Annotated in this window: 16 protein-coding genes; 7 read left to right on the top strand and 9 right to left on the bottom strand. The window is 71.4% G+C overall.

Going from position 1 to position 13,342, the window contains the following annotated elements; translation table 11 throughout:
* Positions 1-53: 53 nt before the first annotated feature.
* On the top strand, positions 54-1,205 hold the full coding sequence (locus F1721_RS15355; RefSeq protein ID WP_150067332.1) for an alkaline phosphatase PhoX: 1,152 nt from the start codon (positions 54-56) through the stop codon (positions 1,203-1,205).
* Positions 1,206-1,308: 103 nt separating this feature from the next.
* Here the strand turns inward: F1721_RS15355 and F1721_RS15350 are convergent, their stop codons facing one another.
* The 3 genes from F1721_RS15350 to F1721_RS15340 form a co-directional block, all read right to left on the bottom strand.
* The gene (locus tag F1721_RS15350; protein WP_150067331.1) at positions 1,309-1,950 is read right to left on the bottom strand and encodes a class I SAM-dependent methyltransferase; all 642 of its coding nucleotides are present in this window, start codon (positions 1,948-1,950) and stop codon (positions 1,309-1,311) included.
* Positions 1,951-2,127: 177 nt separating this feature from the next.
* Positions 2,128-2,310 (bottom strand): alpha/beta hydrolase, encoded by a 183-nt coding sequence (locus F1721_RS15345; RefSeq protein ID WP_170301492.1) that lies wholly within the window; start codon positions 2,308-2,310, stop codon positions 2,128-2,130.
* Complete coding sequence (locus tag F1721_RS15340) at positions 2,289-2,888, bottom strand: nucleotidyltransferase domain-containing protein (RefSeq protein WP_150067329.1); 600 nt, start codon at positions 2,886-2,888, stop codon at positions 2,289-2,291. Before F1721_RS15340 ends, F1721_RS15345 begins: the two co-directional genes overlap by 22 nt.
* 116 nt (positions 2,889-3,004) lie before the next feature.
* Here F1721_RS15340 and F1721_RS15335 point away from each other — a divergent pair, with 116 nt between their 5' ends.
* Positions 3,005-3,793 (top strand): aminotransferase class IV family protein, encoded by a 789-nt coding sequence (locus F1721_RS15335; RefSeq protein WP_150067328.1) that lies wholly within the window; start codon positions 3,005-3,007, stop codon positions 3,791-3,793.
* Position 3,794: 1 nt separating this feature from the next.
* On the opposite strand, the gene F1721_RS15330 is transcribed toward F1721_RS15335, so the two are convergent.
* A complete protein-coding gene (locus F1721_RS15330; protein WP_150067327.1) occupies positions 3,795-4,139 on the bottom strand; it encodes a MerR family transcriptional regulator in 345 nt (114 codons plus the stop codon).
* 111 nt (positions 4,140-4,250) lie between these two features.
* Between F1721_RS15330 and deoC the strand changes: the two genes are divergently transcribed.
* The 3 genes from deoC to F1721_RS15315 are packed head-to-tail and all read left to right on the top strand — an operon-like array spanning position 4,251 to position 7,511.
* Complete coding sequence (gene deoC, locus F1721_RS15325) at positions 4,251-5,204, top strand: deoxyribose-phosphate aldolase (protein WP_150067326.1); 954 nt, start codon at positions 4,251-4,253, stop codon at positions 5,202-5,204.
* The gene (locus F1721_RS15320; protein WP_150067325.1) at positions 5,204-6,643 is read left to right on the top strand and encodes an aldehyde dehydrogenase family protein; all 1,440 of its coding nucleotides are present in this window, start codon (positions 5,204-5,206) and stop codon (positions 6,641-6,643) included. Before deoC ends, F1721_RS15320 begins: the two co-directional genes overlap by 1 nt.
* The gene (locus F1721_RS15315) at positions 6,636-7,511 is read left to right on the top strand and encodes an aldehyde dehydrogenase family protein (protein ID WP_150067324.1); all 876 of its coding nucleotides are present in this window, start codon (positions 6,636-6,638) and stop codon (positions 7,509-7,511) included. The genes F1721_RS15320 and F1721_RS15315 overlap by 8 nt, the downstream gene beginning before the upstream one ends.
* 409 nt (positions 7,512-7,920) lie before the next feature.
* Here the strand turns inward: F1721_RS15315 and F1721_RS15310 are convergent, their stop codons facing one another.
* Entirely contained in the window at positions 7,921-8,538 is a 618-nt protein-coding gene (locus F1721_RS15310) for an HAAS signaling domain-containing protein (protein ID WP_425474406.1), read from the bottom strand.
* The gene (locus tag F1721_RS15305; protein WP_150067322.1) at positions 8,538-8,891 is read right to left on the bottom strand and encodes a PadR family transcriptional regulator; all 354 of its coding nucleotides are present in this window, start codon (positions 8,889-8,891) and stop codon (positions 8,538-8,540) included. The genes F1721_RS15310 and F1721_RS15305 overlap by 1 nt, the downstream gene beginning before the upstream one ends.
* Positions 8,892-9,003: 112 nt before the next feature.
* Between F1721_RS15305 and F1721_RS15300 the strand changes: the two genes are divergently transcribed.
* Entirely contained in the window at positions 9,004-9,360 is a 357-nt protein-coding gene (locus tag F1721_RS15300; protein WP_150067321.1) for a plasmid mobilization protein, read from the top strand.
* Here the strand turns inward: F1721_RS15300 and F1721_RS15295 are convergent.
* On the bottom strand, positions 9,323-9,904 hold the full coding sequence (locus tag F1721_RS15295; RefSeq protein ID WP_150067320.1) for an SMI1/KNR4 family protein: 582 nt from the start codon (positions 9,902-9,904) through the stop codon (positions 9,323-9,325). The two genes, F1721_RS15300 and F1721_RS15295, sit on opposite strands and share 38 nt — an antisense overlap.
* 257 nt (positions 9,905-10,161) lie before the next feature.
* Here F1721_RS15295 and F1721_RS15290 point away from each other — a divergent pair, with 257 nt between their 5' ends.
* Positions 10,162-11,388 (top strand): primosomal protein, encoded by a 1,227-nt coding sequence (locus tag F1721_RS15290; RefSeq protein WP_150067319.1) that lies wholly within the window; start codon positions 10,162-10,164, stop codon positions 11,386-11,388.
* 398 nt (positions 11,389-11,786) lie between these two features.
* Here F1721_RS15290 and F1721_RS15285 read toward each other — a convergent pair whose 3' ends face one another.
* Complete coding sequence (locus tag F1721_RS15285; protein ID WP_150067318.1) at positions 11,787-12,389, bottom strand: RNA polymerase sigma factor; 603 nt, start codon at positions 12,387-12,389, stop codon at positions 11,787-11,789.
* A 168-nt stretch (positions 12,390-12,557) separates the two neighbouring features.
* The gene (locus F1721_RS15280) at positions 12,558-13,286 is read right to left on the bottom strand and encodes an IclR family transcriptional regulator (RefSeq protein ID WP_246154936.1); all 729 of its coding nucleotides are present in this window, start codon (positions 13,284-13,286) and stop codon (positions 12,558-12,560) included.
* Between the last annotated feature and the right edge of the window lie 56 nt (positions 13,287-13,342).

Raw genomic sequence — 13,342 nt, 5'->3', positions numbered from 1 at the left:
GCTGCTGGCGGTGAAGATGGGGCTCCGCCGCCGACGGACCGAGAGGAGTCGTTGTGCGGCGTCGTTCTTTTCTCCGCGCTGCCGTGGTCGGTGGCGGGGTCGCGGCGTTCTCCGGCGCGCTGTGGACCGGTGCTGCCGCGTCCGCGCCGATCCGGCGGGCGGAAGGGCCGTACGGGCCGCTGCTCCCCGCCGACGGCAACGGGCTCGAACTGCCCGAGGGGTTCACCAGCCGGGTCATCGCGCGGTCCGGCGAGACCGTCGAGGGCACGTCCTACACCTGGCACGACGCACCCGACGGCGGGGCGTGCTTCGCCGACGGCGACGGGTGGATCTACGTGTCGAACTCCGAGATCGAGCCGGGCGGCGGCGTCGGCGCGGTCCGCTTCGACGCCAGCGGCAACATCGCCGACGCCTACCGGATCCTGGACGACACCCGGCGCAACTGCGCGGGCGGCAAAACCCCTTGGGACACCTGGTTGTCCTGCGAGGAGGTCGGGTACGGGTACGTCTTCGAGACCGACCCGTGGGGCCGCGACGAAGCAGTGCGGCGCGACGCGATGGGCAAGTTCAACCACGAAGCCGCGGCCTGCGACCCGGTCCGCAAGGTCATCTACCTGACCGAGGACGAACCCGACGGCTGCTTCTACCGCTTCCGGCCGAACAACTGGGGCGACCTCGGCGCGGGCGGGGTGCTGGAGGTCCTGGCCGCCGGGTCGGAGACGTCCGGCAAGGCCACCTGGGTGGAGGTGCCGGAGCCGCTGCCGGACGACGGCGCGACGCCGACCCGCGAGCAGGTGTCCGAGGCCAAGCACTTCGACGGCGGCGAAGGCTGCCACTACGCCAACGACCGGTGCTGGTTCACCACCAAGGGCGACGACCGGGTGTGGCAGTTCAACGCCGCCGACGACACCTTCGAGCTGGCCTACGACGGCGACGGTGACCTGAGCGGCGTGGACAACATCACCGGCAGCTCCTTCGGCGACCTCTACGTCGCCGAGGACGGCGGCAACATGGAGATCTGCATCATCACCCCCGACGACGTGGTCGCCCCGGTGGTGCGGGTGAACGACCAGGACGGCTCGGAGCTGTGCGGCCCGGCGTTCAACCCGGCGGGCGACCGCCTGTACTTCTCCTCCCAGCGCGGCACCTCCGGCGACTCCTCCGGCGGCATCACCTACGAGATCACCGGCCCGTTCCGGCACTGACCGGGGAACCCGTCCCACCACAGCCGGTGGCGACCCGCGCGCCCCACCCCCGCTGTCGTGAGTGCGCAACGGTGTTCGAACGCCGTTGCGCACTCACGACTGTTCAGGGGCGCGCCCCGGGCTTGCGCCAGAGGAGGGTGTGGCGCCAGAAGAGGCGGCGTTGCAGCGCTGCTCCGGGGAGGATGTCCTCCGCTGCCGCGCGGATCTCCGCCAGGGTGTCCACCGGGTCCTCGATCGGCATGCCCTCGTTGTTGGGCTTGCCCGCTCGGCCGCGCGCCGCCTTGTAGGCACCGACCGCCGCGTTCGCCGGGAGCGTCACCGCGTCCATGGCGAAGTCCACCGCCGTCTCCTTGCGGTAGTGGCCGACGACCGCGAGCGTTCCGCCCGGCCGCACCAGCTCGGCGAGCTTGGTCAGCGCCGGGCGCAGCGGCATGTGGTGCACGCTCGAGATCGCCGTCACCGCGTCGTATCCCTCGGGGTCCAGGGCCAGCTCGGGGTCCAGCAGGTCTGCGCACAACCACCTGACGTTGGTCGGGTTCGGCGCGCTGCTGGCGCGCTCGATCATCTCGGCCGAGACGTCCACCGCGTCGACGTGCTCCGCCCTCCCGGCGAGCTGCCGGGCGAACGCGCCGTTCCCGCACCCGACGTCGAGCGCCCGCGCGATGCGCCGCGGCACCTGCCGCAGCAACCACGGGTGGTAGTGCGCGTTGTGGTCCCACCACAACGCCTTCGGAAGTTGAATCACCGAACCTCCATCGAGTACGCGCCCTCACCTTCGCGCCGCCCCGATTTCTGCCGAAATCGGGTCCCTCAGGGTTCCGGTCGGGGATGTGGCGACTTCGCGCGAAATCACCACCGTTCCGAGGACCGGTTCCGGGAGAGTTCCCACATTTCCCCGAGATCGGGACCCGGACGGGGATCGTCAGCCGCCGGGGCGGTTCGCAGTGGTGTCGGGCTCCGGCGTGCGCAGCGTCGTCACGGAGTCGTTGACGTGATCCGTCACGCAGGGGCTGTGGTAGTGCTGGCCGTGGCCGACGCCGTCGTGGTGCAGCAGGACCGAGCCCTCGATCTGGTCCGCCGCATTCAGCCGATGCGCGCCAACCACGGGTGGTCGCCGAAGGTGTCGCGGATCGCCCCGGCCAGCCACCGGCGCTGGTCGGCACCGAGCAACGGCAGCAGCGCGGCGAAGTCGACCTCGTCCTTCGGCCGGGCGTCCTTCGCCTTGTAGAACTGCAGGATCTCGGGTGCCAGGTACGGGATGCCGTCCGAACCGGTGCGTCCGATCGATCGCACGTCGCGGCGCACGCGCGGGTTGCGCCGCGATACCCAGCAGTCGCCGTCGGATTCGTCGAGCACGACCTGGATCCGCCACGGCTGGTCGGCGGCCGGGCGGCACCAGACGTCGCAGACCCCGGCTGGCAGGACCTCCCCGCTGCGCCACGGCCGCAGCACCCCTGGCGGATCCGCCGCCCAAAGCTCCCACCCGCGCAGGGCTTCCCGCACGGCCAGCTGATCGCGGCGGAGCACCAGGACGTCGATGTCGCCGTGCTCGCGCAGCGAGCGCCCGAGCGCGAGCTCGACGGCGAAACCACCGGCCAACCACCACGGAACACCCACCTCGGCGAGCAGTTCGCGCACTTCAACCGGCGAAGCCGGGTCCCACGGGATGCTCGTCAGCGCCATCGGCCCAGCATGCCCGCTGGCGTGATCCGAGCCACCTCGGGTTGACCTTCCAACCGGTTGGAAGCCCTAGCGTCCTTCCCGGATCCAGTCGGGAAACACGAGCTCAGGAGCCGCTCATGTCCGCTTTCGTCGTGCACCGCAACGGCCGGGAAGCCACCGCTGCGGAGCTGGCGCCGCTCGCCTTCGCGGGGTTCGCGCACATGACCGCCGTTCAGGTGCGGGACGGCGGCGTGCGGGGCCTCGACCTGCACCTCGAACGGCTGCGCAACGCCTCGCTGACGATGTTCGGGCAGGCGCTGCCCGACGACCAGGTGCGGTCCCACCTGCGGGCAGCCGTGGAAGGGTCACCCGCCGACCACTCGCTGCTGGTCACCGTCTACTCGTCCGCGGGCGAGTTCACCGCGGCCGACGGGACGCTCGACGTCCTGATCCGCACCTCGCCCGCCGCCTCCGGCCCCACCGGTCCGCTGTCGCTGGCGACCGTCGAGCACGAACGGACCCTGCCGGAGCTGAAGCACGTCGGCGAGGTGGCCAAGACCTTCTACCTGCGGCAGGCCGTGGCGCAGGGCTTCGACGACGCCGCCTTCCTCGACCGCCGGGGCCGGTTCAGCGAGGCGTCGATCTGGAACTTGGCCTTCTGGGACGGCGAGGCAGTGGTGTGGCCCGAGGCGGACGTGCTGGGCGGAACCGCGATGGGCATCGTCCGCAGGCAGCTGGACGTGCCCCAGCGCACTGCCGAGATCCGACCCGCCGATCTCCCGGGGCTGGCCGGGGCGGTGGTCATGAACTCCTGGACGCCGGGTGTCGCGGTGCACCGGATCGACGGCACGACCGTGCCCGTCGCACCGGACTTCCTGGAGCTGCTGCACCGGGCGTACGAGGCGGAACCGCTCGTCGCGCCGTGAATCAGGACTTCTCGAGGAAACCGGCGAGAGCGCTGCGACTGCGCTGCAGCTCGGCGATCCGCTGCTCGGCGATCGCCAGCTCCCGGTCCATGATCTCCCGCACGTCCACGCACCAGTCGAACTCCGGGAGCTCACCGCGGACGCACGGCAGCACCGCCCGGATCACCCCGGTGGACAGCCCCGCGTCGAGCAGGGCGCGGATCTGCCGCACGACGACCACCGCGTTCTCGTCGTACTCGCGGTAGCCGTTCGCTCCCCGCCGGGGTTCGAGCAGTCCCCGCGCCTCGTAGTACCGCAGCAAGCGCGCATCGACACCGCTGATCCGCGCCAGTTCTCCGATCAGCACGCCCCACCCCGTTCCCCTCGGACTGCGCACCCGAGTATGCCGGTCCCCGGTCAGCTGGCGTGATCACTCCAGGCCCGGCGGCGCGGTGGGCGGGCCGCTTAGACTCCGGGCATGGCACAGTCGCCGACTTCGTCCGAGCTCGCCGACGCGGTCCGGGATGACCGGTCGCTGCGGCGGTTCCTGCACGGCCTGCCCGGTGTCGACCAGGTCGGGCTGGAGCAGCGGGCCGCCGGGCTCGCGACGCGGAGCATCAAGAAGGACGCCAAGCGCTGGGCGATCGACACCGCGATCTCGATGGTCGACCTGACCACGCTGGAGGGCGCCGACACCGAGGGCAAGGTGCGCGCGCTGTGCGCCAAGGCCCGGCGCCCCGACCCCGAGCGGCCGGACACCCCGCCGGTCGCCGCCGTCTGCGTGTACTCCGACCTCGCCGCCACCGCGGTGCGGGAGCTGGACGGCACCGGCATCCACGTCGCCTCGGTCGCCACCGCGTTCCCGTCGGGCCGCGCGGCGCGCGCGGTCAAGCTCGCCGACGTGGAGTTCGCGGTCGCCGCCGGGGCCGACGAGATCGACATGGTGATCGACCGCGGCGCGTTCCTGTCCGGCAGGTACGGGCAGGTCTTCGAGGAGATCCAGGCCGTCAAGGCGGCCTGCGGCGAGGCGCACCTGAAGGTGATCCTGGAGACCGGCGAGCTCGCCACCCTCGACAACGTGCGCCGGGCGTCCTGGCTGGCGCTGCTGGCCGGGGGCGACTTCATCAAGACCTCCACCGGCAAGGTCGCCCCGGCCGCGACCCTGCCCGTGACGCACCTGATGCTGCAGGCGGTCCGCGACTGGCGCGACGCCACCGGCGAGCTGCGCGGGGTCAAACCGGCGGGCGGGATCCGCAACACCAAGGACGCGATCCGCTACCTGGTGGCCGTGCACGAGGTCGCCGGTCCGGAGTGGCTCACCCCGGACCTGTTCCGCTTCGGCGCGTCCAGCCTGCTCAACGACCTGCTGATGCAGCGACGCACCCAGCTCGACGGCCACTACAGCGGCCCCGACCACGTGGCGGTGGACTGATGACCGAAAGCCCCTGGGAGTACGCACCCGCCCCGGAGTCGCGGGACATCGCGAACCTCAAGCCCAGCTACCGGATGTTCGTCGACGGCGAGTTCACCGACGGCGGGGGCGAGCCGCTCAAGAGCATCAACCCGGCCACCGAGGAGGTGCTCGCCGAGGTCGGCAGCGCCGACGAGTCCGATGTGGACACCGCAGTGCGGGCGGCGCGGCGCGCCTTCGAGCAGACCTGGTCGCGGATGCCGGGCACCGAGCGCGCGAAGTACCTGTTCCGCATCGCCCGGCTGATCCAGGAGCGCGGCCGCGAGCTCGCGGTGCTGGAGACGCTGGACAACGGCAAGCCCATCAAGGAGTCCCGGGACGCCGACATCCCGACCGCCGCGGCGCACTTCTTCCACCACGCGGGCTGGGCGGACAAGCTCGCTTACGCCGGGTACGGCCCGGACCCGCGGCCGCTCGGCGTGGCCGGGCAGGTCATCCCGTGGAACTTCCCGCTGCTGATGCTGGCCTGGAAGATCGCCCCGGCGCTGGCCTGCGGCAACACCGTGGTGCTCAAGCCCGCCGAGACCACCCCGCTGAGCGCGCTGGTGTTCGCCGAGATCTGCCAGCAGGCCGGGCTGCCGCCGGGCGTGGTGAACATCGTCCCCGGCGCCGGGGACGTCGGCGCCGCGCTGGTCGCCCACCCCGGCGTCGACAAGGTCGCGTTCACCGGCTCGACCGAGGTCGGCAAGCAGATCCAGCGCACCGTCGCGGGCACCGGCAAGAAGCTGACCCTGGAGCTCGGCGGCAAGGCCGCCAACATCGTGTTCGACGACGCCCCGCTGGACCAGGCCGTCGAGGGCATCGTGAACGGCATCTTCTTCAACCAGGGCCACGTCTGCTGCGCGGGCTCGCGGCTGCTGGTGCAGGAGTCGATCGCCGAGGAGCTGCTGGAGAAGCTGCGGGCGCGGGTGCGGACGCTGCGGGTCGGCGACCCGCTGGACAAGAACACCGACGTCGGCGCGATCAACTCCGCCGAGCAGCTGGCCAGGATCACCGAGCTGGCCGACAGCGGGGACGTCGAGGGCGCGCGGCGCTGGACCAGCCCGTGCCCGCTGCCGGAGCGCGGGTTCTTCTTCTCCCCCACGGTGTTCTCCGACGTGCAGCAGTCGATGCGGATCGCCCGCGAGGAGATCTTCGGCCCGGTGCTGTCGGTGCTGACCTTCCGCACCCCGGCCGAGGCGATCGCCAAGGCGAACAACACCCCGTACGGCCTGTCCGCCGGGATCTGGTCCGAGAAGGGGTCGCGGATCCTGTGGGCGGCGCAGCAGCTGCGCGCCGGGGTGGTGTGGGCCAACACCTTCAACCGCTTCGACCCGACCGCCCCCTTCGGCGGCTACCAGGAGTCCGGGTTCGGCCGCGAGGGCGGCCGGGCCGGTTTGGAGGCGTACCTCGATGTCTGACACCCCGGAGCGGCTGGCCGTGGCCAAGACCTACAAGCTCTACATCGGCGGATCGTTCCCGCGCTCGGAGTCCGGCCGGGTCTACCCGGTGCGCGGCGCGGACGGCGAGTTCCTGGCCAACGCCGCGCACGCGTCCCGCAAGGACGTCCGCGACGCGGTCGCCGCCGCGCGCAAGGCGTTCCCCGGCTGGTCGGGCGCGACGGCCTACAACCGGGGCCAGGTGCTGTTCCGGGTCGCCGAGGTGATGGAGGGGCGGCGCGACCAGTTCGCCGCCGAGATCGCCGCCGCCGAGGGCCTGTCCGCCGAGCGGGCGAACACCGTCGTGGACACCGCGATCGACCGCGTGGTCTGGTACGCGGGCTGGACGGACAAGATCTCGATGGTGCTCGGCGCGGCGAACCCGGTGGCCGGGCCGTACTTCTCGTTCAGCGTCCCGGAGCCGACCGGCGTGGTCGGCGTGCTCGCCCCGCAGGACTCCGCGCTGCTCGGCCTGATCAGCGTGGTGGCGCCGGTGCTCGCGGCCGGGAACACCTGCGTGCTGGTGGCCAGCGCGGAGCGGCCGCTGCCCGCGGTGACCTTCGCCGAGGTGCTGGCCACCTCGGACGTGCCCGGCGGCGTGGTCAACGTCCTCACCGGACGGGCCGCCGAGCTCGGCCCCTGGCTGGCCTCGCACGCCGACGTCAACGCCCTGGACCCGACCGGCGCCCCGGAGGACCTGCGCGCCGAGCTGGCCCGCACCGCGGCGAACACGGTGAAGCGGGTGCTCCCGGTGCGCGGCGGCGAGCCGGACTGGACGCGCGAGCCGGACATCCAGCGCCTCCGCGCCTTCACCGAGGTCAAGACCGTCTGGCACCCCGTCGGCACCTGACGCCCCCGGTCCCGCGATTTCAATGAGGTTTTTCCAACCTCGTTCTGAGTGGCGGTGCCGGTGGCGGAACCTCAGCGCCCGCCTGGACTCCGGGGTCCCTGACTTATGTATGACCGATACGCGGCGTCAGGGCCGTCCTCGCCAGGCGAACGCTGAGAACCCGCGGCGGTGCGAGCTGCGAGGGTGGGCTATGCGCCTGCGGCGCATGCGACACCGGCCGACCGGTGCCGGTCGCCCTTCGCAGCTGCGGTCCACGGGCAGGATGAACAATTTCAATGGAAATCGGAGGTCTGATTTCCATTGAAATTGCGGAGTCGCCCGGCGACCACCGGCGTGTCGTGGCCCGACACGCCGGTGGAGTGCGATTTCCCTTGAAGTCGAAGGTCCGATTTCAAGGGAAATCGCGGGATCAGCCGACCTCCGGGTACACCACCCGACCCCGGCGCATCGCCCGCACCAGGAGCGTGACGGCCCCCGCCAGCGCCACGACCCCGAGCACGACCGCGGCCCAGCGCGGCAGCTCGTACAGCGGCGCCACGTCGTCGAAGAGCCGGGCGGAGGCGAACTGCGCCAAGATCCCCAGCGCGAACGCCCCGATCGCCGCGCCCCCGTAGACCTTGTTCCCCCGCCTCGCGGTGTAGGCCTTGAACGCCAGCATCACCCCGGCGACGATCAGCACCAGCAGGGACACCAGGGCGACGGTGTCCTTCAGCGTGTAAGCCACCACGTCCGAGCTCTCGAACAGCGCGTCCAGCAGGAAGTCCGAGCCGAACATGACCAGCGCCGCGGTGGCCAGCGCGCTGATCGCGATCTCCAGCGACGAGCGCTTGCCGGTGCTGCTGTCCAGCTGCTCGGCGACCTGCGCCGCGTACTCCCGGGGGCTGCCGAAGGCCTCCACCGGGTCCTCCCCGGTCTCCCGCACGTGCGCCTCGACCTCGGCGAGCACCTCGCCGACGCGCTCGCCGGAGATCTCGTGCAACCGCAGCGCGAGCAGCAGCTCGTCCCGGTACTTCGCGTCCAACGTCATCACGACTGCACCCCTCGTTCCACTACGGAGATCGAGTTCTTCGCGAACTCGACCCACTTCGGCCCCTGCTCGGCGAGCACCGCGCGCCCCTCGTCGGTGAGCGCGAAGAACTTCCGCCCGGGTCCGCCTTCCCCAGCCCGCCACTCGGCGCTCAGCAGCCCGTCGGCCGCGAGCCGGTTGAGCAGCGGGTACAGCGTCCCGGCCTTCATCCCCGGCAAACCGGCCTCGGCCAACCGCTGCAGCAGCGTGTACCCGTAGCCCTCGCCGCCCTCGGCCAGCAACGCCAGCACGGCGAGGTCGAGCACGCCGCGCAACCACTGCGCCTGCCGCCCCGAGATCGTCCTGTCCGCCATGCCGACAACGTAACACCAACTAGTAGGTGTCGCAAACTAGTGGGCGACGCGAAGGTATCGCCCACCCGGAAAAGAACCCTTGCGCTGCACTACCTCAACGACCGACGCCGGGTTGGCCGACTTCCACCACGCCAACCGCGACGACCCCGCGCTGGACGGGGAGGAAGTGGAGGTGACCGTCGCTCGCCCGCTCAGCATCACGATGTCCTTCCGCCTCCCGCAGAACGAGGCCCTCGCGATCCGCGCCGCGGTCGAGGCCAGCGGTACGACCTTGTCCGAGTGGATCCGCGCGGCCTGCACCGACGCGCTGGCGAGCGGGAAACCACCGGCGAAGCCCGCCCCCGGCCTGGGACCGGAGCAGGCGCGGCGCTTGCTCGCTGCGCTGGAAGCGGCGGAAGCGGTCGTGCGGCCGGCGGCGAAGGCCGGGTGGGTCAGCGGATCTGCCAGTCGAGGCGGCCGTCCTCGGTGACCGTCGGGTAGCTGTGCCCCGCCGGGACCCCTTCGGTCAGGGCGCGGCGGACGTCGAGGAGCATCGCCGCGACGCCCTTCCACTCGGGGCGGAGCACCTGCGCGGCCTCCTGCTCCCACTCCAGGACGCAGCCGCGCAGCGGTCCCGGGCGCAGGTCCACCACCAGCTCGTCGGCGAAACCGTCACCGGCGATCGGGATCCAGGCCGGGTGGAAGCTCGATCCCGGTGAGCCCGCGTAGTAGTCGCAGGCCGGGCGCTCCCACTGCGCGGCCCAGTGCTTGCGGTGGTCGCGCCACGCCTGGAGCGCTTCGGCCGCGCTGTACGGCGTGTAGAACGGCGGCAGGACGTCGGCGAGCACGTTCGCGTCGGTGCCCCCGCAGCACAACCACAGCTCGCGCAGTTCCGCGGGCAGCTCGACGGCGAACTCCGCCTCCAGCTCGGCCAGGTCCGGGGGTGGCACGGGTGGGCGCAGGGCCGCTGCGGTGACCGGTGCGTGCTCCGAAAGCCAGCGCACGATCTCGGTCCACAGCTCCGTGACATCCATTCCGTTCATGATCGCCGGGAAGCCCGCGCAGGGGTACCGCCAAAGGTGACCTCGCCCCCGACGGGGCCACCGCTGAGCCGAACAGCCCAACGCCGTTGGGACGCGATCACCACCCCGACGACTGATCGTTACGAATTGTTCCGTCGACCGTTGCACGCGCCGGACTCGATACGGTGACAGCTGGACCGGGGAACACGCTGCGAACGGGCAACCCGTAGGCTTCCGCGAGGTCTGGTTCGGTGACCGGAGGTAGAGAGATGGCGCAGGACATCGTCCCCATCGAGCTCGGGCTGCCGCAGGGCGACGTCGTCACCCTGTGGGCGCCGCGGTGGCGCGAGGACGGCGAGGAGTGGGAGGCGTTCCTCGGGCACGAGGACGACCTCTACGCGTTCCCCGACCCCGCTCACCTGGCGGCGTTCGTGCGCACCGCCGAGGAGCACGACCTCGACGACCACCCGGCGTGGCACGTGGTGCCCCAGCTCGCCGCCGAGGACCTGAGCCCGGACGAGGACCACCAGTACGACCTGGTCGGGGTGCCGGAGCTGGTGGCCGAGCCGCTGGACACCTGGACCGTCGGCGAGCTCGCCGACATCGTCGAGATCGCCCGCTCGCTGGCCGACGTCTGCGAGCTGGACGCGGTGCACGACGTCCTGGACTCCGCCGACGGCTTCGCCCTGCTCGACCAGGGCACCTTCGCCTTCACCGGCAAGGACGGCCAGCGCCGCTGGACCGAGCTGTGCAAGGTCGTCGTGGAGCGCTGGGACGAGCTGCTGGACGCCATCGACGCCGTGGTCACCACCCCGGAGGTCCCGGCCGACGCGGTCGCCACCGCCGAGGCCGAGCTGGCCGAGGCGCTGGAGGCCGACGCCGAGGACGCCGCGGGCACCGCCGACGAGTCCGACGTGGACGAGATCGAGGAGGTCGACCTCGGGTTCTGGGGCGAGGTCGGGATCGACCCGATCCGCATCATCACCAGCACCGGCGACCACTACTCGCTGCGCTGCTACCTCGACGACGACCCGGTCTTCCTCGGCAGCGATGGGAAGATCGACGTGTTCCCCAGCCCCCGCGCGCTGGCCCGGTTCGTCGCCGACGACGAAGCGGTGGCCGGGACCGACCTGGAGCGGGTCTCGACCTGGGCGCAGGTGCGGGAGAAGGCGACCGCAGGTGAGCTCGACGTCGAGGTCGACGACGACAACACCTACGTGCTGACCGGGCTGGACGCCGACCTGGGCGGCGGACCGTCCGAAGTGGACCCGACACAGCTGGACCTGGCCGAGGAGCTGCTGATGGACGCGGCGGCCTGGGCGGACGACAACAGCGTGGAGAAGGCCCTCCAGCCCTCGGAGCGGCTCGGCTGGCTGGTCTCCTTCATCCTCCGCCCCAGCCCGAACCGCCTGCCCCCGAGCGGCCCCTTCGACACCGAGGTCGAAGCCTGGCGCAAGCTCGTGGAAGCCCTGGAGGACCGCTTCCGCACCCACTGAGCGCACCTCTCCGCACGAGTTCCATTGAGGTTTTTCCAACCTGGTTCTGCGCGGCGGTGCACGTGGCGGAACCTCAGCGCCCGCCTGGACTCCGGGTGCCCTGACTGATGTATGGCCCGATATACGGCGTCAGGGCCGTCCTCGCCGGAAGGAACCCCGGAGGGGTGGGCACCGTGAACCCGCGGCGGTGCGAGTTGCGAGGGTGGGTTATGCGCCTGGCGGCGCATGCGGCACCTGACGGCCGGTGCCGTTCGCTCTTCGCGGCTGCGGTCCACGGACAGGATGAACAAGTTCAATGGAAATCGCATCTTCGATTTCAATGGAACTCGCGGTCTCCCGAAGCGATCTCGGCCCGCAGAGGGGCCTCAAGGGCTCGTCCCCGAGCGCGGTCGGCGTGGTCAGGCCACGGCGAGGAGTTGTCCGGGGGCTGCGAGGCGGCGTTGGGCGGGTTCGCCGCGGCAGACCTGGGTGTAGGCCTCCCGGAGGCCCTTGCGGGCCCGGTAGGCCAGCGCTGCCGCGCTGTTGCGGCTGATCCCGAAGCGCTTGCCGACCTCGGCCGGGGTCTGGTTCTCGACCTCCACGTACCAGAGGACGTGGCGCCAGCGGCGCGGGAGGCGGGTGAAGGCCTGCTTGACCAGGTTCCGCTCCAGCTCCGCCACCGCCGGGTCGACGAACGGCAGGTACTCGTCCGGGCAGAAGCCGTCCAGCTCGGCGGCCAGGTGCACCCGGCGATCGCGGCTGCTCGCCGCCGCGGCCAGGTTCCGGATGGTGGTGAGCAGGTAGGCGCGGAACGCCGTGTCCGGTCCGCCACCGCGCCGCAGGACGTCCAGGACGTTCGCGAACGCCTCGGCCACCAGATCGTCCACATCGGCCGGAGTCGGTGCGACCTGCTTGGCCATCGTCCGCGCCGCCGTGCGGTGCCGGTCGTACAGCTCGGCGAACGCCTCGGACGACCCGGATCGAACCGCTTCGAGCAGAGTTCCGTCGTCGCCCGCGTACATGGTTCCCCTCAGCCTTTGCACCGGTGAGGGACGTCGCCGAGGGGTTGACGCCCCTCACCGAATACGCCCCCGCTGCGAAAGATGTTCGCGAAGCCGCTGGCATCGAACAAGATGGAATATTTCAGATAGTGATTGATCGCAGGTGAAGCGGGTGTCCACTCGCGAAAGTCACCCAGCAGTGGGAAAGTCGCCGGAGAGCGCGAGCGTTCTGGAGATCTCCCCGGCGGCCGCGCACAGCGGCGGCACGAAGGCGCCGGTGCCGGTGAGCTTGCGGGCCGGGAACGAGATCGCCAGCGTCATCGGCGAACCGGTGCCCAGGACCGGCGCGGCCATGCACGCCGTGCCCAGCGAGTACTCCTCGGAGTCGGTGACCACCGGGTGCTCCGGGCCGTCGATCAGGTCGCGGATCCGGGTGATCGTGCGCGGGGTGAGGTCCGCGGGCGGGTAGCGGTCGAAGTGGTCCGCGCGTTCGGCCCGGCTCAGCCCGGACAGCAGGCACTTGCCGATCGCCGTGGCGTGCGCGGCCTCCTTGAAGTCCGCCCACGTGTCCACCCGCGGCGTGCGCGGGCTGTCGACGATGTCGGTCACCACCACCTCGCCGTCGTCGTACCGGGCGAGGTAGACCGCCGCGTTCAGGTCGTCGCGGAGCTCGGTCATCACCGAGCGGATCCGGCTGCGCAGGCCCTGGCCCTGCGCAGCCGAATGCAGCCCGGCGACCTGCTCGCCGATGATGAACGCGCCGTCGTCGAGCTTCTCGAGGTAGCCCTCGTGCACCAGGGTGCGCAGCAGGTGGTAGGTGGTCGGCAAGGCGATCCCGGTGCGCCTGGACAGGTGCTTCGCCGTGGTCCCGGCGGGCTGTTCGCTGACCGCCTCCAGCAACCGAAGGGCTCGCTGCACCGACGTGATCAGCGTTGGTTCGCCACCCCGTGCCACCGTTCCCTCCCGGCAATGCG

The organism is Saccharopolyspora hirsuta, from assembly GCF_008630535.1.
Lineage (GTDB): Bacteria > Actinomycetota > Actinomycetes > Mycobacteriales > Pseudonocardiaceae > Saccharopolyspora > Saccharopolyspora hirsuta.
The sequence above is the reverse complement of the archived record's forward strand: the minus strand, read 5'-3'. Positions and strand labels throughout refer to the sequence as shown.